19 protein-coding genes and 1 pseudogene are annotated in these 18,174 nt (G+C 49.0%); all 20 read left to right on the top strand.

Annotation, left to right across the window (positions count from 1 at the left end; translation table 11 throughout):
* The first annotated feature begins 46 nt into the window (after positions 1–46).
* The 20 genes and pseudogenes from ftsY to ACI1P2_RS04805 all read left to right on the top strand — a co-directional run bounded on the left by ftsY (position 47) and on the right by ACI1P2_RS04805 (position 17,916).
* The gene (gene ftsY / locus ACI1P2_RS04900) at positions 47–1,057 is read left to right on the top strand and encodes a signal recognition particle-docking protein FtsY (protein WP_355317381.1); all 1,011 of its coding nucleotides are present in this window, start codon (positions 47–49) and stop codon (positions 1,055–1,057) included.
* A 210-nt stretch (positions 1,058–1,267) separates the two neighbouring features.
* A complete protein-coding gene (gene trhA, locus ACI1P2_RS04895) occupies positions 1,268–1,918 on the top strand; it encodes a PAQR family membrane homeostasis protein TrhA (RefSeq protein ID WP_355317379.1) in 651 nt (216 codons plus the stop codon).
* A gap of 378 nt (positions 1,919–2,296) precedes the next feature.
* Positions 2,297–2,674, top strand: coding sequence for a putative DNA-binding protein (locus ACI1P2_RS04890; RefSeq protein ID WP_355317377.1), 378 nt, complete (start codon positions 2,297–2,299; stop codon positions 2,672–2,674).
* A gap of 46 nt (positions 2,675–2,720) precedes the next feature.
* Positions 2,721–4,097, top strand: a complete 1,377-nt coding sequence (gene ffh / locus ACI1P2_RS04885) for a signal recognition particle protein (protein WP_355317375.1) — start codon at positions 2,721–2,723, stop codon at positions 4,095–4,097.
* Positions 4,098–4,151: 54 nt separating this feature from the next.
* Positions 4,152–4,424 carry a 30S ribosomal protein S16 gene (gene rpsP / locus ACI1P2_RS04880; protein WP_355317373.1) on the top strand — a complete coding sequence of 91 codons (273 nt, stop codon included), beginning with the start codon at positions 4,152–4,154 and terminating at the stop codon, positions 4,422–4,424.
* 23 nt (positions 4,425–4,447) lie between these two features.
* Positions 4,448–4,678, top strand: coding sequence for a KH domain-containing protein (locus tag ACI1P2_RS04875; protein WP_355317371.1), 231 nt, complete (start codon positions 4,448–4,450; stop codon positions 4,676–4,678).
* A 104-nt stretch (positions 4,679–4,782) separates the two neighbouring features.
* A complete protein-coding gene (rimM, locus tag ACI1P2_RS04870) occupies positions 4,783–5,298 on the top strand; it encodes a ribosome maturation factor RimM (RefSeq protein WP_355317369.1) in 516 nt (171 codons plus the stop codon).
* Position 5,299: 1 nt separating this feature from the next.
* The gene (trmD, locus tag ACI1P2_RS04865) at positions 5,300–6,109 is read left to right on the top strand and encodes a tRNA (guanosine(37)-N1)-methyltransferase TrmD (protein ID WP_355317367.1); all 810 of its coding nucleotides are present in this window, start codon (positions 5,300–5,302) and stop codon (positions 6,107–6,109) included.
* A 305-nt stretch (positions 6,110–6,414) separates the two neighbouring features.
* Positions 6,415–6,759: a 50S ribosomal protein L19 gene (gene rplS / locus ACI1P2_RS04860; protein WP_355317365.1), complete on the top strand. Its 345-nt coding sequence runs from the start codon at positions 6,415–6,417 to the stop codon at positions 6,757–6,759.
* Positions 6,760–6,934: 175 nt separating this feature from the next.
* Entirely contained in the window at positions 6,935–7,567 is a 633-nt protein-coding gene (gene lepB, locus ACI1P2_RS04855) for a signal peptidase I (RefSeq protein WP_355317363.1), read from the top strand.
* Between the two features lie 41 nt (positions 7,568–7,608).
* Positions 7,609–8,469: a ribosome biogenesis GTPase YlqF gene (ylqF, locus tag ACI1P2_RS04850; protein WP_355317361.1), complete on the top strand. Its 861-nt coding sequence runs from the start codon at positions 7,609–7,611 to the stop codon at positions 8,467–8,469.
* Between the two features lie 310 nt (positions 8,470–8,779).
* Positions 8,780–9,406: a ribonuclease HII gene (locus tag ACI1P2_RS04845; protein WP_355317467.1), complete on the top strand. Its 627-nt coding sequence runs from the start codon at positions 8,780–8,782 to the stop codon at positions 9,404–9,406.
* Between the two features lie 75 nt (positions 9,407–9,481).
* Positions 9,482–11,449: a DNA ligase gene (locus ACI1P2_RS04840; RefSeq protein ID WP_355317359.1), complete on the top strand. Its 1,968-nt coding sequence runs from the start codon at positions 9,482–9,484 to the stop codon at positions 11,447–11,449.
* On the top strand, positions 11,446–11,754 hold the full coding sequence (locus tag ACI1P2_RS04835; RefSeq protein ID WP_355317357.1) for an EscU/YscU/HrcU family type III secretion system export apparatus switch protein: 309 nt from the start codon (positions 11,446–11,448) through the stop codon (positions 11,752–11,754). The genes ACI1P2_RS04840 and ACI1P2_RS04835 overlap by 4 nt, the downstream gene beginning before the upstream one ends.
* 19 nt (positions 11,755–11,773) lie before the next feature.
* A complete protein-coding gene (locus ACI1P2_RS04830) occupies positions 11,774–12,136 on the top strand; it encodes a YraN family protein (RefSeq protein ID WP_355317355.1) in 363 nt (120 codons plus the stop codon).
* 176 nt (positions 12,137–12,312) lie between these two features.
* Positions 12,313–12,867: a nitroreductase family protein gene (locus tag ACI1P2_RS04825; protein ID WP_355317353.1), complete on the top strand. Its 555-nt coding sequence runs from the start codon at positions 12,313–12,315 to the stop codon at positions 12,865–12,867.
* A gap of 95 nt (positions 12,868–12,962) precedes the next feature.
* Complete coding sequence (locus tag ACI1P2_RS04820) at positions 12,963–14,561, top strand: YifB family Mg chelatase-like AAA ATPase (protein ID WP_355317351.1); 1,599 nt, start codon at positions 12,963–12,965, stop codon at positions 14,559–14,561.
* A gap of 639 nt (positions 14,562–15,200) precedes the next feature.
* Positions 15,201–15,254: pseudogene (locus tag ACI1P2_RS04815) on the top strand (excalibur calcium-binding domain-containing protein); the annotation flags it as partial.
* Positions 15,255–15,276: 22 nt separating this feature from the next.
* The gene (locus tag ACI1P2_RS04810; protein WP_355317349.1) at positions 15,277–16,044 is read left to right on the top strand and encodes a putative phage abortive infection protein; all 768 of its coding nucleotides are present in this window, start codon (positions 15,277–15,279) and stop codon (positions 16,042–16,044) included.
* A gap of 141 nt (positions 16,045–16,185) precedes the next feature.
* Positions 16,186–17,916 carry a DUF262 domain-containing protein gene (locus tag ACI1P2_RS04805; RefSeq protein WP_355317347.1) on the top strand — a complete coding sequence of 577 codons (1,731 nt, stop codon included), beginning with the start codon at positions 16,186–16,188 and terminating at the stop codon, positions 17,914–17,916.
* The last annotated feature ends 258 nt before the right edge of the window (positions 17,917–18,174 follow it).

Raw genomic sequence — 18,174 nt, 5'->3', positions numbered from 1 at the left:
ATCCGTAATTTATTTTGCATCAGGCTTATTATAGGAGGGAACGGACTTGAGTTTTTTTAGAAAGCTGCGAGAGAGCATCGCAAGCAAAACCGAATCGGTGACAAAGCAGTTCAAAGACGGACTGGAAAAAACGCGTAAAGGCTTTGTGGAAAAGGTGTCGGATCTGATGATCCGCCGCAAGAAGATCGATGAGGAATTTTACGAGGAGCTGGAAGAAATTCTGATCGGCGCCGATGTCGGCGTAAATACGGTCATGAATTTGATTGATGAGCTGCGTGACGAGGTGCGGAAGCGCAAAATCGAAAACGCCGCCGAGCTGCAGCCGGTTTTGTCGGAGAAGCTGTCGGAGCTGCTGCGCGGGGAAGAGAACTCCGGTCTGAAAACAAATCCGGATGGTATCACTGTGATCCTGTTTGTCGGTGTTAACGGGGTTGGCAAGACGACCACGATCGGCAAAATGGCCCACCGCTTTAAGCAGGAGGGCAAGAAGGTGCTGCTTGCCGCAGGAGACACGTTCCGGGCCGGCGCCATCGAGCAGCTGGAAGTCTGGGGACAGCGCGCCGGGGTTGAGGTGATCAAGCAGCAGTCCGGTTCCGATCCGGCTGCCGTTATGTATGATGCGGTACAGGCCGCAAAGCAACGCCAGGTGGATGTGCTGCTGTGTGATACGGCCGGCCGCCTGCAGAACAAGACGAACCTGATGGAGGAGCTCAACAAGATTTTCCGCGTCATTCAGCGCGAGATTCCGGACGCTCCGCATGAGGTGCTGCTTGTGCTGGACGCGACGACAGGCCAGAATGCGCTTAATCAGGCGAAGCTGTTCGGGGAAAAGAGCGGTGTTACAGGCCTTGTATTGACGAAGCTGGACGGTACGGCCAAGGGCGGTATCGTCATTGCCATCCGTCAGGAAATGAACCTGCCGGTTAAATTTGTGGGTCTCGGCGAGAAAATCGACGACCTGCAGCCGTTCGATTCCGACCAGTTTGTGCATGCGCTCTTTGCGGGCTTGATACAGGAAGCCCCGGCCGAAGAGGGCGAAGCGGAACGGGCCGAATAAAGCAAAGCATGACAGGGGCGGCTTCAAGCCGCTAAAGGAGCAGGACTTGCCGGGTCCTGTTCTTTTTTGTATACAGCCTTAATCGACAGTCAAATTATGTGTTTAAGCTGCGAGCATAGTATAATGAGCATAGGCTAATACACAAAGTCTGCGCTTGGGAATAGCAGACGGCAAGGCTTTGAAATTTTGCGTAAACACAGGAGGGATGTTATGGCTAATACCTACACGTACAGCCGGAGGGAAGAAGTGGCCAATGCCATCACCCATGGAATTGGCGTGCTGCTGAGCATTGCCGCATTGGTACTGCTCATCGTTGTATCCGCCACGGAAGGAACGGCATGGCATGTCGTCAGTTTTACGGTGTACGGGATCACCATGCTTCTCCTGTATACGAATTCTACGCTTCTGCACATTCTCAAAGAGGGCAAAGCAAAGGATCTGTTTGAATTCCTGGATCATTCGTGCATCTATCTCTTTATCGCCGGCACCTATACTCCGTTCTTGTTAACGGCAATCCGCGGCACGCTTGGGTGGACTCTGTTCGGCGTCATTTGGGGAATTGCCGTGCTCGGAGTAGTATTCAAGGCTTTCTTCACCAAAAAATTTCTGTTCATGTCGACGATCTTTTATATCGCCATGGGCTGGCTGATCGTTATTGCCTGGAATCCGCTGACAGCTGTTCTTCCGGATGCCGGTATAGTGCTGCTTGTGGCAGGCGGCCTGCTTTATACGCTGGGCACCGTGTTTTATGTGTGGAAGGCGTTTCCCTACCATCATGCGGTTTGGCATGTGTTCGTGCTCGGGGGCAGCATATTGCATTTCTTTGCCGTTCTGCTGTATCTGACACCGCTGAAAATTTGAAAAATAGCTCCGTAAAGTGTGTGTTCAAAAAGTCAGGTTTTCAGCACCGAAGCGTAGGCTTCCGAAGTGCGTTTTTTCAAAACGCTTGAGTTGGATGAAACTAGGGCCTGAGGAGCGGAGCGTACGTGGGGTACGTGAGCACCTGAAATGTTTCCGTAGGAAACATGCTTCGGAAGCATCCGCTTAGTCCCGGCTGAATTCAAGATTCGATGTCGATTCCGCTTCCTGATTCCCTTCGTGATCAAAAGATGACTTTTTGAACTACCTCTTAAAATGTGACAAGGTTTAATGCTTGACATACGTATTCCTTTTAGGTATGATAAGGAACGTTGAAAAGAACTGTAAAGTGTTTTTCCTTGACGTTGGGGGTTGTAATGAATGAGTCAGGAGAACCGGCTCGAGAAGACCAACCGCATCAACCTGCTGTTTGATTTTTATGAACCATTGCTCACTGAAAAGCAGCAGACATTTCTAAAATACTATTTCCATGACGATTTTTCGCTTGGGGAAATCGCTTCGGAATTTGAAATCAGCCGCCAGGCGGTATATGAGCATATTAAACGGGCTGAGCAGATGCTTGAGATGTATGAAGACAAGCTCGGTCTGCTTGACAAGCATGAACGGCGCGGCCGCGAACTGGAGCAGTTGTCCGGGAAGATTGCGTTTTTAATGAACGGGCAGGAGCGTCCGGATCCGGATGTGCTTCAACAGATTAAGGATATTGTCGATCGGCTGCAGAGTATGCAGCGGTCCTGACGGATAGAAATAGAGTCACAACATAGGTACAGGGAGGTGTGACTGCATGGCGTTTGAAGGATTGTCCTCAAGGCTGCAGAGCGTATTCAGCAAGCTCAGAGGCAAAGGTAAGGTATCCGAAGAGGATGTGTCCCAGGCGATGCGCGAGGTTCGTCTTGCGCTGCTGGAAGCGGACGTTAACTTTAAGGTTGTTAAAGATTTTATTGCCAAGGTGAAGGAGAAGTCTGTCGGCAAGGAAGTGATGGACAGCTTCACCCCCGGCATGGTCATCATCGACATCGTCAACAAGGAATTGACGGAGCTGATGGGCGGGAGCCAGGCGAAGCTGGCGAAGGCCAACAAGCCGCCTACCGTCATCATGATGGTCGGTCTGCAGGGTGCGGGTAAGACGACAACTACCGGCAAGCTGGCCAAGCTGCTGCAGAAGCAAAACCACCGGCCGCTGCTGGTGGCGGGTGACATTTACCGTCCGGCCGCGATCAAGCAGCTGCAAATTCTGGGTGAGCAAATTAAAGCCCCTGTATTTTCACTGGGAGATCAGACGAGTCCCGTTGAAATCGCACGGCAGGGCCTGCAGCATGCCAAGGAAAACGGCAACGATTATGTGATCGTCGACACGGCTGGCCGTCTGCATGTGGACGAAGAGCTGATGGAAGAGCTGCGGCAGATTCACGCGGTCGTCAATCCGGATGAAGTGCTGCTTGTCGTGGATGCCATGACAGGTCAGGACGCGGTGAACGTGGCCGAGCATTTCAACAACCAGCTTCAGCTGACCGGTGTGGTCCTGACCAAGCTGGACGGGGATACACGCGGCGGCGCTGCGCTGTCGGTTAAGGCGGTTACCGGCTGTCCGATCAAATTCGCTTCACTTGGCGAGAAGCTGGACGCGCTGGAGCCGTTCCATCCGGAACGGATGGCTTCGCGGATTTTGGGCATGGGCGATATGCTGTCCCTCATTGAGAAGGCGCAGTCGAACATCGATGCCGAAAAGGCGAAAGAGATGGAGCGCAAGATGCGCAATGCCGAGTTCACGTTCGAGGATTTCCTTGAGCAGATGGAACAGGTGAAAAAGCTGGGGCCACTTGACCAGATTCTCGATATGATTCCCGGTATGGGCAATATGAAGCAAATGAAGGACATCAAAGTGGATGACAAGCAGATGGGCCGGATTGAAGCTATCGTGCACTCGATGACCAAAGAAGAGAAGCAGCATCCCGAGTTGATCAATCACAGCCGCCGCAAGCGGATTTCCACAGGCAGCGGAACCTCGATTGCAGAGGTGAACCGTCTCATCAAGCAGTTTGACGAGATGCGGCGCATGATGAAGCAGTTTTCGGATATGATGGGGCCGAAGGGCGGCAAGAACAAGGCGCTCAAGCAGCTTAAAGGCATGGGCAAAGGTTTGCGTTTTCCTTTCAGATAATGCTTCGGCCTCATGTTTGAATATTCAGTCTATTTCTTGAAGGAGGTGAATTTCGTGGCAGTTCGTATTCGTCTGAAACGTATGGGTGCGCATAAAGCGCCTTTCTATCGCGTGGTGGTATCTGATTCCCGTTCCCCTCGTGACGGCCGTTTTATCGAAGAAATCGGTTATTACAACCCTGTTGAAGTTCCTGCAGTGGTGAAAATCGATGAAGATAAAGCGCTGAAATGGCTTCAAAATGGTGCGCAAGCATCCGATACCGTCCGCAACCTGCTTAGCAAGGCTGGCGTATTGAAGAAGTTTCATGAGTCTAAATTGCAGAAATAAGCTGCTGATTCGGAGGGTCTACCATGGAAGAATTAGTAATTCTTATTGCTAAGGCTTTAGTCGATCATCCGGATGATGTAACCGTGAAGACTGTGGAGAAGGATCGGCTTGTCGTATATGAACTTAGTGTGCATCCTGATGATGTGGGCAAGGTGATTGGCAAGCAGGGCCGGATTGCCAAAGCGCTTCGCACTGTGGTTACATCGGCAGCAGTTAAGATGGATAAACGGGTAACCGTAGATATCATATCTTAAAAATATACGAAAGGGGGTTAGGATGAATGTCCTAGCCCTTTTTCGTACATGCTGATAAATTGTATCCGGCTCTCATGAAACGTACCAATTGTAGGAGGAGCAATATGCACAAACTGTATAATGTCGGCAAAATCGTCAACACACACGGCATTCGCGGAGAACTGAAAATACTGCTGTCCACCGATTTTCCGGAGGACCGGTTTGCGAAAGGAAGCGAGCTCCTGATCATCCCGGAAAAAGGCGGGGCTCCGCTGCCCGTTACGGTGGAGCAAGCGCGCTTTCAAAAGAACGTCGTTATCGTTAAATTCAAGGAATATGACAATATTAACGATGTGGAAAAATATAAGGGCAGCATGCTGAAGATTTCCGAAGAGCGGCTGGGTGAGCTAGAGGAAGACGAGTACTACTATCATGAAATTGTCGGCTGTGCCGTTGTTACGGAAGACGGGGAGGAGCTTGGCGAGATCAAGGAAATACTGAGTCCGGGCGCAAATGACGTCTGGGTCGTGAAAATGCCGAAGGGCAAGGAGCTGCTGCTGCCGTACATCGATGATGTCGTGCTGTCCGTGGATGTGCAGAATAAAAAAGTGACAGTTCGCCTTATGGAAGGACTTCTTTGACATGAAAATCGATGTATTGACGCTTTTTCCGGAAATGTTCGACGGTGTCTTCGGCGCCAGCATTCTCGGCAAAGCCCAGGAAAAAGGCATTGTCTCGCTCAGAGCGGTCAACTTCCGGCCTTATGCCAATAACAAGCATAACACGGTTGATGATACTCCTTACGGCGGGGGAGGGGGCATGGTGCTTAAACCTGATCCGATTTTTGCCGCCGTGGAGGACCTGCTAGGGGGACAAGCCAAGGAAGCGGTTGGTAGCGAGCCTGGTCAGAGTATGGATGAACAGCCAGAAGAATTTGCCAATCCGCCACGGGTTATTTTGATGTGCCCGCAGGGGGAGACCCATACGCAGAAAAAAGCAGAGGAATTCGCACGCGAGGAGCATCTGATTTTTATATGCGGTCATTACGAAGGCTATGATGAGCGGATTCGGGAGCATTTGGTGACCGATGAGCTGTCCATCGGGGATTATGTCCTAACCGGTGGAGAGCTGCCGGCTATGACCGTTATTGACAGCGTCGTACGGCTTCTGCCGGGCGTGCTTGGCAATGAAACTAGCGCGGTAGCCGACTCGTTCAGCACGGGTTTGCTTGAGCACCCGCATTACACGAGGCCGCTTGATTTTCGAGGGTGGAAGGTTCCGGATATTCTGCTCTCCGGCCATCATGCGAATATCGAGGAGTGGCGGCGCCTCGAATCGCTGCGGCGCACGCTGGAAAGGCGCCCCGATCTGCTGGAGCATGCTGAATTGACCGCCAAGGAAAGGGAATGGCTTCAATCCCTGCGCGATCAAACGGCTTCCAGAGAGATATAGATGCAAGGCTGAAGACGGCTTCCCTCCGAACTTATCGGGGCTGAAGCGGTCTTTTTGAGCTTGTGCTGCCGGGAAGGCTTGCTGCTTCTTTGAATTTTACATCGATAGATGTTTTTCTTATAATTGAGGTATAATTCAATAAATTTTTAATGGTCAAGTCCCTTAATTTTTGTTGCGCAAATGAACTAATTCATGGTATAATTCTTCCGTTGTGTGTAATACGGTGGTCCTCTGTTGATGATGAAGGAAGCAGACGAGCTTCCGGAAGAGGCATGAACACCTGTAGCGGAAGGAGGGAGTCCTAGATGAATATCGTCCAAGCGATTACTCAAGAGCAACTGCGCAGCGATCTGCCAAGCTTTCGTCCTGGTGACACTTTGAAAGTGCACGTTAAGGTTATCGAGGGTTCGCGCGAGCGTATCCAGTTGTTCGAAGGTGTTGTAATCAAGCGCCGTGGCGGTGGAATCAGTGAGACCTTTACAGTTCGTAAAGTTTCTTACGGTGTAGGTGTGGAAAGAACTTTCCCGCTTCATTCCCCGAAAATCGATAAAATCGAAGTGGCTCGCCGTGGTAAAGTGCGCCGTGCGAAGCTTTATTATCTTCGTGAACTGCGCGGTAAAGCAGCGAGAATTAAAGAAATTCGTCGTTAATACACGAATGGCGGAAGGGGCTTGTTCAGCAAGCCCCTTTTGTTGTTTCACTGAAGCTGCTCCGCGTGAGAACCGCAATATGGTTATCTGTGCTCACCGGAGGAAGAGACTGGATGTTTCTACATGAATTACATAGGGATCGTAGAAACTTGACCATAAGAGAGGACAGTGAACGATGGACCACGAATTGGAGCAGAGCTCTGCACAGCAGCCTGCTGATCAGGGCGGCGGAGCAAAAAAGAAAGAAAAAAATGAAATTTGGGAATGGATAAAAGCGATCGTCATTGCTTTGGTGCTGGTATTTCTCATCCGCTGGCTTCTCTTCAAGCCGTTTATCGTTGACGGACCGTCCATGCAGCCGAATTTTCATACCGGCGAGCGGGTAATTGTGAATGAAATTTTGTACAAAATCCGCCAGCCGGAGCGCGGCGAGGTTATTGTGTTCCATGTGCCTGAGGAGAACCGTGACTTTATTAAACGCGTGATCGCCGTTCCGGGTGATACGGTTACTGTCGATGGGGATGTTGTTAAGGTAAACGGCAAGCAAATAGAGGAGCCGTACATTCAAAACGCTATTCAAGCGGCACATACGAAAGGCGAGGAATACAATTCGCTGATGGATTTCCCGAATGGCACGAACCAGGAAACGAAAGTTCCCGAGGGCAAAATATTTGTCATGGGGGACAACCGTTCGAACAGTACGGATAGCCGCAAGCTGGGCTTTATCAATTTGAAAGAGGTCATTGGCCGGGCTGATGTGATTTTCTGGCCTGTCAGCGATATGAAATGGATTAAGCATGACGAATAGAGCATTCTAAAATAAATGCTTCTTAAGAGTGAGGTGATACGGTGACGATACAGTGGTTCCCAGGGCATATGACCAGAGCCCGACGCCAGATTCAGGAGAAGCTGAAGCTGATTGATCTGGTGATAGAGCTCATCGATGCGAGACTTCCGCTGTCAAGCCGCAATCCCATGATCGACGAGATTTTGCAGGGCAAACCGCGGATGATTATTATGAACAAGGCGGACCTTGCGGATGCTGCGGTAACGCAGCAGTGGATTGCTTATTTTAAAGAGCAGGGGCAAACGGCGCTACCGGTGGATGCCCAAACCGGCACGGGCATTAAGGATATTCCGGTTCAGGCTAAGGTGCTGCTCAAGGAGAAAATTGACCGTCAGATTGCGAAGGGCATGAAGCCACGGCCCATTCGAGCTTTGATCGTCGGCATCCCGAACGTGGGCAAATCGACGCTGATCAACCGTATGGCGGGACGAAGCGTGGCGGCGACCGGCGACCGGCCCGGCGTAACCAAGGCGCAGCAGTGGATCAGAATCGGAGAAATCGAGCTGTTGGATACACCGGGGATATTGTGGCCGAAATTCGAGGATCAGAATGTCGGTTACCGGCTTGCGGTCACAGGTGCAATCAAAGAGGAAATACTTAATGTTGAAGACATTGCCTTTTTTGCGGTAAAATACTTGGTAAGCTATTACTGGAATGCTTTGGCGGAACGCTTTGAGCTGAAGGAAAGACCCGAGGATACCGAGAATCCTGAAGAAATTGTCGGCGTTATGGAAGCGATCGGCCGGAAACGGGGCTGCATCGTCAGCGGCGGACGGGTTGATCTGGAGAAAGCGTCCAGTGTGCTGTTGCGTGAGCTGCGGGCTGGCAAGCTGGGACGTTTTTCGCTGGAAGCCCCCTACTGAAGATTACAGAAAATTTGCAGTAGAGATGCACAATTCTGTAATTGCAAGAACTTGCGTCGATGATGTTTTTCTAGTTTGAAAGAGCGGGCCAAGGCCCTTCTATGAACGGAAAGGAAGAACCTTCCGTGTCTCTGGTGGAGATGCGGGAGGTTTTTTTTGTGGGAAAATCTGGATTATCCAAAAAGCCGACACCCCCCTTTTTGACGAAGCAGCCGGTATGATAAGCTTAAGGATATGTCGTTATTCGTTACATATGGAAACCGTCCGGGAATGGATTGGGAACATTAGAGTGAAGCGGGTGTTGAAAACAATGACGGAGATGCTTCGTTATGAACAGGATTGCTGGCAGCAGAATTATAAATATGTCGCGGGGATCGATGAAGTAGGCAGGGGCTGTTTGTTCGGGGATGTGGTGGCTGCCGCGGTCATTTTGCCTACAGGGCTGGTGCTGGAAGGAGTCACAGATTCCAAAAAGCTGACCGACAAAAAGAGAGAGGCCTGTTATGACCTGATTATGGAAAATGCTCTTGCGGTCGGAATAGGCACTGTCGATGCGAAGATGATTGACGAGATCAATATCAAGCAGGCCGCACGATTGGCCATGAAAAAAGCGGTACAGGCCCTGGAACTGCAGCCGGACTATTTGTTGGTCGATGCGGAAAAGGTGGATCTTCCTTTGCCACAGCTGGCGATTATTAAGGGGGATGCGATGAGCCAATCCATCGCCGCGGCATCCATTATTGCCAAGGTGACAAGAGACCGGCTGTGCCGTGGAGAATGGGAAGCCAAATACCCGGAATACGGTATTGCGATACATAAGGGATATGCCACTAAGCTGCACCGTGAACAAATTATGGCCCTCGGGCCGACAGATATGCACCGACGCAGCTTTTTGGGAAATCTGTTGGTTCAGCAGCCGACGCTGTTTGATCTTTGAGCCTGGTCACGCTCATCGGGAAGCGGTCATGCGCCGATATATTATAGATAGAAGAAGGACAGGAGGATGGGCGGCATGAATATCGGGTCAGTGATCCGGGGACTGCTCGGGGATGCCAAGGCAGGAGAGACGAAAAAGCTGGAGCTGCAAACCGGACAGGTCGTCCGCGGCACGGTGGTGAAGGTCTCGGAGGACGGTGGAGAGGCTCTGCTGCAAATCCAGGGCACACAGGTGCGGGCCAAGGTGGAGACTCTGCTGCAGGAGGGTCAGAAGGTGCTGCTTCAGGTGCAGCCGCCAAGTGAGGATGGCACCACCGTATTAAAGCCGCTGTCCCAGCTGCCTGGCCAGCCGCTGACTACTATTGACATGGCTGAGGTGCTGCAAACGGTAAAGCTGCAGGATACGCCGCAGAACCGCGAACTGATCCAGCTAATGCAGCGCAGCGGCATTCCGCTGACGGCGGAAAATGCAGCACTGGTGCGGGAAGCGGCAGATTACTTGCTGCCAAGCGGGGCCAAGCCGGAGGCGATTGTGCAGGCGGCCGGGGTGGCTTTCCAGCGGGGATTGCCGGTCACTCCGGCAGCGGTGGCAGGTCTGCATCAGGCCATTTTCGGTCCCCCACTGGACGAGCTGCTGTCTTCTCTGGAAAAGCTTGTGGAGCAGGCTTTGCGGCAGGGAAGCGGCGGGAGCGCCGGCAGGCAGTCTGCCATCGATACATTATCAACGAAGGGGCAAGCAAACTCCGCCGGGCTGCCGAATACAGCAAATGCTGCTGCAGGGACGGGAACAGCCGGAACTATCGTCGGAGATGCGGGCAAAGCCGGATCGGCCTCGGCTGTGGGGGTGGCGCTTGGCGCCGCAGCACAGCAGGTTACTGAAACGGAGGCAGGTGACGCAGCCGGAGCTCCAGGGGCTGCAAGCGTGAAAAACGCAGAGGCAGGATCAACGCAGGGAGCAGCCCGTTCTGCAGCTTCCGGGCAGAATGGCGGAGCTCTGGCAGCGGCTGACAGGGGCGTCAGCACCCCAGCGGGCGGGCTGGCTGGCCCGACGGAGGGAAACGACGGTCGGAAGCGTGCAGGGGATGCTCCCTTGGCAGGCAGTGCGGCAGCCGCGGCGACCGAAGCTGCGCCGCGGCAGGACGCGCTGCCGAAGCTGCGTGCGCTGCTGCAGGAGCTGCGCGGATTTGTGGCGCAGCAGGCTTCCCCGGTCCAGGCTGATGGACCGGGTGCGGGGCCCGCGCCTGCGCCGGCCGCTCCGCGGGAAGCGGCTGCTCCAGCGCAGGCAGCCCCGCCGGCCGCGGCATCCGCTGCACAGGCGGACGCCGCGGCGGCACCCGCAGCCACCCACCGGGAGGACCCGTGGGTGGGGCGGGTGCTGAAGCTGCTTGGTGCGGAGCACGAGCAGCAGGCGCTACGCGCGGCGGCCGGGCTGGCGCCGGCGCGCGGGGAGCTGCCGACGGGGGCAGCGTCGGCAGGGCAGGGGGCGGTGGCGCAGGCGGACGCCGCCACCGTCAAGGGGCTGCTGCTGCAGCTAATGGACAGCAGCAGCGTGCCGCCGGCCCTGAAGGAGGCCGCGCAGCAGGTCGTGCAGCAGCTAACCGGACAGCAGCTGCTGCTGAACACGGACCGGACAGCCCCTTTTGCACAGGTGCATATGTTTATCCCTTTTGTTGGACCTGATGGACGCGAGACGGCCTCCGTTCAGATTCAATCCAGAAGGGGCAAACGTGGAGAGCTGGACTCGTCCAATTGCCGGCTGTGGTTTGATCTTGATATGAAAGCTCTGGGACCGACGATGGTCGATGTGCAGGTTGCGAACCGTATCGTTAGTGTTAAAGTGCATAATGACAGCGAGTGGACGGAAGCTTTGCTGGACAGCACACGCGATTCCATAACGGAGGCTTTGGATGGTATCGGTTACCAACTGTTGACACTTAAAACGGAGCCGATCCCGGTCCGGTCGCAGGCGGAAAACGGCATGCCTGCCAATATCGTCGGCGATTACAGCCCGCAGGTGTATAAAGGAGTCGATATCAAAGTATGAAAGAACGGACGGATGATGCTCCTTCCCTGCCGCAAAAAAAAGCGGTTGCTCTTAAATATAGCCCGGGTGAAAATGACGCGCCTGTCGTAGTAGCCAAAGGCCGCGGCAAAATGGCGGAGACCATTTTGGAAAAAGCGAAGGAGCATGGAGTGCCTGTGCAGGAGGATCCGTCGCTTGTGGAGGTTCTTTCCAAGCTTGATTTGAACGAGCAGATTCCGGAGGAGCTGTATCTGCTTGTTGCCGAAGTGCTCAGTTATGTGTACCGTATGGATAAGCTGGCGGGAGGCGGTTCGTATCCGGAGTGAAGGAGGCAGGGGACCCGAATTGTCTGATAACCGCAGACGCAAAGGCGCGCTGGGCGAGGAAACGGCCGCACAATATTTAACCGGTAAAGGCTGGCGAATTATAGAACGCAACTGGCGCTGCCGCAGCGGTGAAGTGGATATTATTGCCGAGAAGGACGGAACGCTCATTTTTATTGAGGTGAGGAGCAGAACGGGGGCTACTCACGGAACGGCTGCCGAGTCTGTTACTGCCCGCAAAATAACCCAGGTTCGTCATATTGCTGAAATTTATTTGCATATGAGCGGTACGACGGATACTCCGGTACGGTTTGACATGATAGCAGTCAGGCTGCTGCCGGACCAAAAAGCCGAGGTTTTGGAGCATATCGAGGCTGCCTTTTAGAAAAATTCAATAACAATGGCGCGTGAAGAACACGGGCTGCTTCTCATATACTTGATGGGGAGCGGTCTGTTTTTGCTTTGCCGGATTTGACATGAAGACAAGGAATGGATATATTTAATTGAGAAATGTTCTCATTTACTTACAATGCTGCAGGCTTACATAAAGGAGGAACTGAAATGAATGAATCAGCGGTATTTTCTAAAAATATAATAGATGTCATTCAGGAACGCAGAACAGTCAAGAAATTCAAAGCAGATCCGGTACCGGTGGAGGCCATTACGAGGCTGCTGGACACCGCCGTATGGGCTCCCAATCACAAGCTGCGCGAGCCATGGCGCTTCCTGCTGTTCACGGGAGACGGCCGCCAAAAGCTGGCTGACGCGGTAGCGGCGGATCTCGGGGAGGACAATAAATTTGCCCCAACCATGTTGCATAATCCGGTGTCGCTGATTGTCGTCATGAAGGAAGATCCGCGCCAGGCCATTTGGGATGAAGATTTTGCAGCGGTCAGCGCCTTGATTCAAAACTTCATGCTTGCCGCCTGGAGCGAAGGAATCGGCACCTTCTGGATGACAAAGCCATTTTTTTATTCTCCGGTGTTCCGTGAGCAGCTTGGCATTCAGCCTGGTGAAAAAATTGTAGGTCTGGTGTACGCAGGATATCCGGAATTTGTGCCAAAAGCTCAGCAGCGCACGTCCGCAGCCGAAAAACTGACCGTGTTTGATAGATAAAATGTAATTTTTGAAAAAGAGGAAGCACCCTTTTCAACCGATAAACCGCTGCATGAGGCATGCGGAATTTCAAAGGTGAAAGAGGTGCTTTTTTTATGTATGGAAAACTGAACAGCGCTTGTTTGTACGGGATAGACGGCGTGCTGATAGAAGTGGAGACGGATTTGTCCAATGGCCTGCCACAGACTTCGATCATCGGGCTGCCGGATTCGGCTGTCCGTGAGGCGGTTGAACGGGTGCGTGCCGCCATTAAAAACTGCGGTTTCAAGTATCCATCCCAACGTGTAACCATTAACCTGGCCCCCGCTGATTTGCGCAAGGAGGGTTCCTCGTTCGATTTGGCGATTGCGGTCGGATTGCTTGCTGTGAGCAGTCAGATCATACTTCCTCAAGCAGAAAGAACATTATTTATCGGCGAGTTGGCCCTGGACGGCAGTGTGCGGCCGGTAAACGGTGTGCTGTCCATGGTTGATCTGGCCAAACGGGAGGGCTTCGATTCGGTGATGCTGTCATGGGAAAACATGCAGGAAGCCATGCAGATTAAAGGGATACGGGTGTATGGTGTCAGACATCTGCAGGATATTATTTCTGAAGCTGGTGGCTGCTTGCCGCTTGAACATAAAGGAGCAGAAGCTGAAAGAGTTCCGGTCCGTATTGAAAGCTTCGAGCATCTGCTGCCGGATGTAAAGCGGGCATTGGTGCCGAGTGACGGGGACAGTCTGCCTGGAGAGACGATTGAGGACTACGCCGATGTCCTGGGGCAGCAGCACGCTAAACGCGCCCTGGTCATTGCGGCAGCGGGCATGCACAATATTCTGCTGATTGGTCCTCCAGGAACCGGCAAAACGATGCTGATTCGCCGGCTGCCAACTATTATGCCTATGCTGGAAGAAGCGGAGGCGCTTGAGGTGACCAAAATATTAAGCGCAGCCGGGAAGTTGAAGGAATCCGCTTCCGGCCTGATCCGAACGAGACCTTTTCGCGCTCCCCATCATACGATTTCCGCTGCAGGGTTGATTGGAGGCGGCACAATTCCGAAACCGGGGGAGGTGAGCCTTGCGCATCGCGGAGTGCTTTTCCTCGATGAGCTGCCAGAGTTCAGCCGCCAGGTGCTGGAGGTGCTCAGGCAGCCTCTTGAGGACAAGCAGGTGACGATCAGCCGCTCCAGGGCGGTGTTTACCTATCCGGCTCAATTTTTACTTGCAGGTTCAATGAATCCCTGTTATTGCGGGTATTACGGGAGCGAGACAGACTCGCAGCGCTGTACGTGCAGTCCGGGAAGAATAACCCATTACCGGTCGCGGATTTCGGGACCCATGCTGGACCGGATTGATCTACAGCTTGAGGTGCCGCGTCCCAAGGAGTGGCAGCAGGAACAAGCTTCGATCAGCTCCACGGAGATGAGACAGCAGGTCCTAGCGGCCCAAGCCATCCAGGCGGAGAGATACCGCGAACTGCCGTTGTCCTGGAACAGCGAGCTTTCAGGCTCGCTGCTGCGCAAATTTTGCAAAATGGAGCCTGGGGCACACAAACTTCTCCAGCAAACGGTGGAAATACTCGGGCTCAGCATGCGCTCCTATGACCGTATTTTAAAGCTTTCCCGTACGATTGCCGACCTGGCCGGTGCAGCACAGATTGGCGTGGAGCATACGGCAGAGGCGATTCAGTATCGGAAATTGGATGTGAAAATATAGACAACTTCTGGGATTACTTGTGAAAGATATTTGGGCCCCGTAAAGGTGTTTCGGGGCTTGTATATTTACATAGAATTTTTATAAAAGCATGTGGTATATTTATCCTAATACTAAAAGACTATCATTTAAGTGCTTGAAATTTTTTAAAAAAATTAAGCCTAATAAATCCAGAAATTAAATTTCAGTTAATTAACGGTGGAAAAATGACGAGCTCTGCTATTTTAAAAGGGTAGGAGCAAGAAGCCAGGGACAGAGTTGAGGGGGAAACATATGACACTAGAGAACATACTGCGAGCAGGTTTTGGTATTTTGAGGTGGGACCGGTGCGGATGTAGCTTATGTTCCTTCATCGGACAACCGTGGATCAGGGTCATGAATAGGGAATCGGTTAGAACCTTATTCAGATGGTGCCCGTTTCTTGTTTGTCATTAATGGCGGGAAAACCGAAAAAGTACTTTAAGCTTTACCAGTACCGGAAAGTTCAGATGATAACATATCTTCTAGTACAAGCGAGAAGACAACAACAGAGGATGTACATAAAGAAGCTGTCAAGGAAGTTGAATCAACAACAAATATTTATTATAAAAACTGTGCTTCAATAAGAGCAGCTGGGGCAGATCCAATTTATAGAGGTGATCAGGATTTTCTAAAAAACTTGATCGTGATGGTAATGGAATTGGTTGTGAAAGATAGATTTTAAACAGGGAGAATGATTATGTATAAACCAACTGAAAAACATAGAATTTTAACATTGAATAAGCTATGGTCGTATAAATTATTTGCTGTTTTGATTTTAATAATTGTAGTTGCATTTGGGTTATATGGGTGGTTAGTTCCAATATATTTTAAGGATTGGGGGACAAGCGGTACTTTTGGTGACACATTCGGTGGGCTAAATTCTTTGTTTTCAGGCATTGCTTTAGCTGGCCTTGTAACGACAATGACGTTCCAGCGAAAACAGATGAATGAACAGGAAGATTTTAACAAATTACAATTTTTGCAATCAAGATATGAATACTTATTGGGTCAATTTAAAGCTTGGAAAACATCTGGTTTTAATTATACTGGTTTTTTTGACGAAGTTGAGAAGGCTTTAGTAGATAGTGATGATGAAAAAATAGATGAAATTTTTTATAAGTACGGTGCAGAGTATAAACATTTTATTTTTATGTTTAAAACTACGCTGGACTTTATAGCCAACGAGTATGTTCCAAATAATATTTATATAACAAGAAAAGATATTGAAACCTCAATGCTGATTGAAATATTGAAAAGTAAAATAGGGCAGTACGATCTTGCTTTGTTGGGGATACATTCTATAAAAATGAATGATCAGGAATTACATGGTCTTATTAATAAATTTGATCTCTTAAGAGATATAGAAGAAGCCTATTTTGGAGATTATCCATTTATGTATGGCGCCATTTACGGTGAATATATAACCTGGGAAGATAATGAAAAACATACACATTATAAAGAATGAATCAAGTAATCCTTTGGGGCTCCGAGGTTTTTGTCATCTGAACGATCGTTTTTGTGATAATTTTACTTTGATCTTACATCCTTAATTTGATTTTTCATAACTGAGTAAGTCAGTGATACCTTTACTTTGAGGAGTGTTATTATGGAATTATATGCATATCCTAGATCTTTACGTGATATTCTTGGGCTCAATAGAAGATATATTATCCCAAGATTTCAAAGAGAATATTCCTGGGGAGAAGATGAGTTAACAGTTTTATGGAATGATATACTGTCTAACTTAAAAAGTTCGAAGGATAGTCTACATGAATCGGAATACTTCATTGGATCGATTGTATTGGTTGGAGATGATGCAGCCGATTCACGCTTTTTGATTGTTGATGGTCAGCAAAGATTGACCACCATCACGATTTTCTTTGCTGCGTTAGCTGAAATATTTAAAGAAACTGGAAACTTCAACTTGATGAAGAGTTCTCATAAATATGTTGAAGCTGAAAATGATGATGCTGAAAAATTTTTGAAGTTAGAAAATGAAAATCCCAAACCCTTTTTTCAATTTCGTATACAACAAATTGATAAAGATGATAGTTTTATTCCTAAATCCGATGAAGAACATGCTCTTTGGTTTGCCTATAATTATTTTAAAGATAAACTTACAGAGGGAAACTTAATAAAAGAAATAACTAGAAAATTTAAAATCGATCATTTAGATTATATTGAAATACTAAAAACGTTAAGAAACCAGGTCCTCTCATTTAAAACAATCTATATAACAGTTAAAGATGAAGATGATGCTTATTTGATTTTCGAGACACTAAATGCGAAAGGAAAAGACCTCGAATCTATAGACTTAATAAAGAATCTTATCTTTAAAAATGTACGTACAACAGCAGCCGGAGACTTTGCGAAGGAAACATGGAAGGATACAAGAAATATATTATATAGCAAAGAAAATAAAATAAGTATGCCCCAATTTTACAGACACTACTGGCTATCCAAATTTTCTTTTACTAGAGAAGCTGGTTTATATGACGATTTCAAAAAAAGGGTGCCTAACAATGTTGAATCATATAAAAAATTTCTTAAAGAGTTAAATTCCGCTGCAAAAATGTATGTAAAGTTATCTAATCCGCAAGAAAATGATTGGAAATTAACTGAAGAAAAGTTTATTTATAAAACTATTCTCGCTTTAAGAATTTTTGAAGTGTCACAACCACGGCCTTTATTAATGGCGTTGCTAGATAAAAGAATGCAGAAGTTGATAAAATTTGAAGACTTAAAAAAAGTTATGTCCGCAATGGAGAAATTTCACTTTCTGTTTACTGCAATTGCGTCATCTAGAGCTTCAAACATTGAAAGTAAATATTCTACATTTGCAAGGCAAATCAGAAGTGCTGCTAATAAGCAAGAGGTAGGAAAAGTAATAAAAGAAATCATTGCTTATTATAAAGAATCTTTACCTTCTTATGATATTTTTGAGAAAGGATTTACAGCACTGTATTTTACTCAGAAAATGACTGGAGATAAAAAATTAATACAATATATATTAAAAGAATTTGAGCAACACTATCTTGACACAGATGAATTGCAGACTAATATTTTTTCAATAGAACATATAATGAGTGAGTCTGAAATGAATGAAAAGGTAGGGAATATTGGTAATTTAATTCCTTTAGACAAAGATTTAAATTCTGATATTGGTGATGTTTCTTTTAAAAAGAAACTACAATTCTATAAAAAGTCCAGATTGTTTACTGTGAAAAAATTTCTAGAGTTATATGAGAATTATGATCAATGGACTGTTAGTGACATTGAAGAAAGGTCAAAGAATATGGCTTTACTAGCTTATAATAAAATATGGCGGATTCCTTAAGTGCTATTACTAAGCTTGAGAGCGTAGCGTCAAGAATTTTGTGTAAATAGAATAACTATATGTGAAAATATAAACACCAGCTGGGACTACTTGTGAAGGATGTTTGATTTACGGGAAACAGACGAGGACAGTTTGGTATTCAAACAGGGAAAAAGATGTAGGCGTGGTATACGCCGGGGATCTGGAGATTATGCCTGTAGGCCTAGCGGAGTACGTAGACTGCCGAAAGGTTGACCGTGTTTGATACATAAAATGTAA

The organism is Paenibacillus jiangxiensis (assembly GCF_046098255.1).
GTDB classification, from domain to species: domain Bacteria; phylum Bacillota; class Bacilli; order Paenibacillales; family Paenibacillaceae; genus Paenibacillus; species Paenibacillus jiagnxiensis.
Note: the sequence above shows the minus strand (reverse complement) of the source record. Positions and strands in the feature narration are given on the sequence as shown.

Coding starts and splice junctions, on each gene's coding strand:
- lepB (WP_355317363.1), top strand. CDS start 6,935: ATGGACCACGAATTGGAGCAGAGCTCTGCACAGCAGCCTGCTGATCAG.
- ACI1P2_RS04840 (WP_355317359.1), top strand. CDS start 9,482: ATGAATATCGGGTCAGTGATCCGGGGACTGCTCGGGGATGCCAAGGCA.
- ACI1P2_RS04845 (WP_355317467.1), top strand. CDS start 8,780: ATGACGGAGATGCTTCGTTATGAACAGGATTGCTGGCAGCAGAATTAT.
- rimM (WP_355317369.1), top strand. CDS start 4,783: ATGCACAAACTGTATAATGTCGGCAAAATCGTCAACACACACGGCATT.
- ACI1P2_RS04835 (WP_355317357.1), top strand. CDS start 11,446: ATGAAAGAACGGACGGATGATGCTCCTTCCCTGCCGCAAAAAAAAGCG.
- trmD (WP_355317367.1), top strand. CDS start 5,300: ATGAAAATCGATGTATTGACGCTTTTTCCGGAAATGTTCGACGGTGTC.
- ACI1P2_RS04820 (WP_355317351.1), top strand. CDS start 12,963: ATGTATGGAAAACTGAACAGCGCTTGTTTGTACGGGATAGACGGCGTG.
- ACI1P2_RS04890 (WP_355317377.1), top strand. CDS start 2,297: ATGAGTCAGGAGAACCGGCTCGAGAAGACCAACCGCATCAACCTGCTG.
- ACI1P2_RS04805 (WP_355317347.1), top strand. CDS start 16,186: ATGGAATTATATGCATATCCTAGATCTTTACGTGATATTCTTGGGCTC.
- ACI1P2_RS04810 (WP_355317349.1), top strand. CDS start 15,277: ATGTATAAACCAACTGAAAAACATAGAATTTTAACATTGAATAAGCTA.
- trhA (WP_355317379.1), top strand. CDS start 1,268: ATGGCTAATACCTACACGTACAGCCGGAGGGAAGAAGTGGCCAATGCC.
- ACI1P2_RS04825 (WP_355317353.1), top strand. CDS start 12,313: ATGAATGAATCAGCGGTATTTTCTAAAAATATAATAGATGTCATTCAG.
- rplS (WP_355317365.1), top strand. CDS start 6,415: ATGAATATCGTCCAAGCGATTACTCAAGAGCAACTGCGCAGCGATCTG.
- ffh (WP_355317375.1), top strand. CDS start 2,721: ATGGCGTTTGAAGGATTGTCCTCAAGGCTGCAGAGCGTATTCAGCAAG.
- ACI1P2_RS04875 (WP_355317371.1), top strand. CDS start 4,448: ATGGAAGAATTAGTAATTCTTATTGCTAAGGCTTTAGTCGATCATCCG.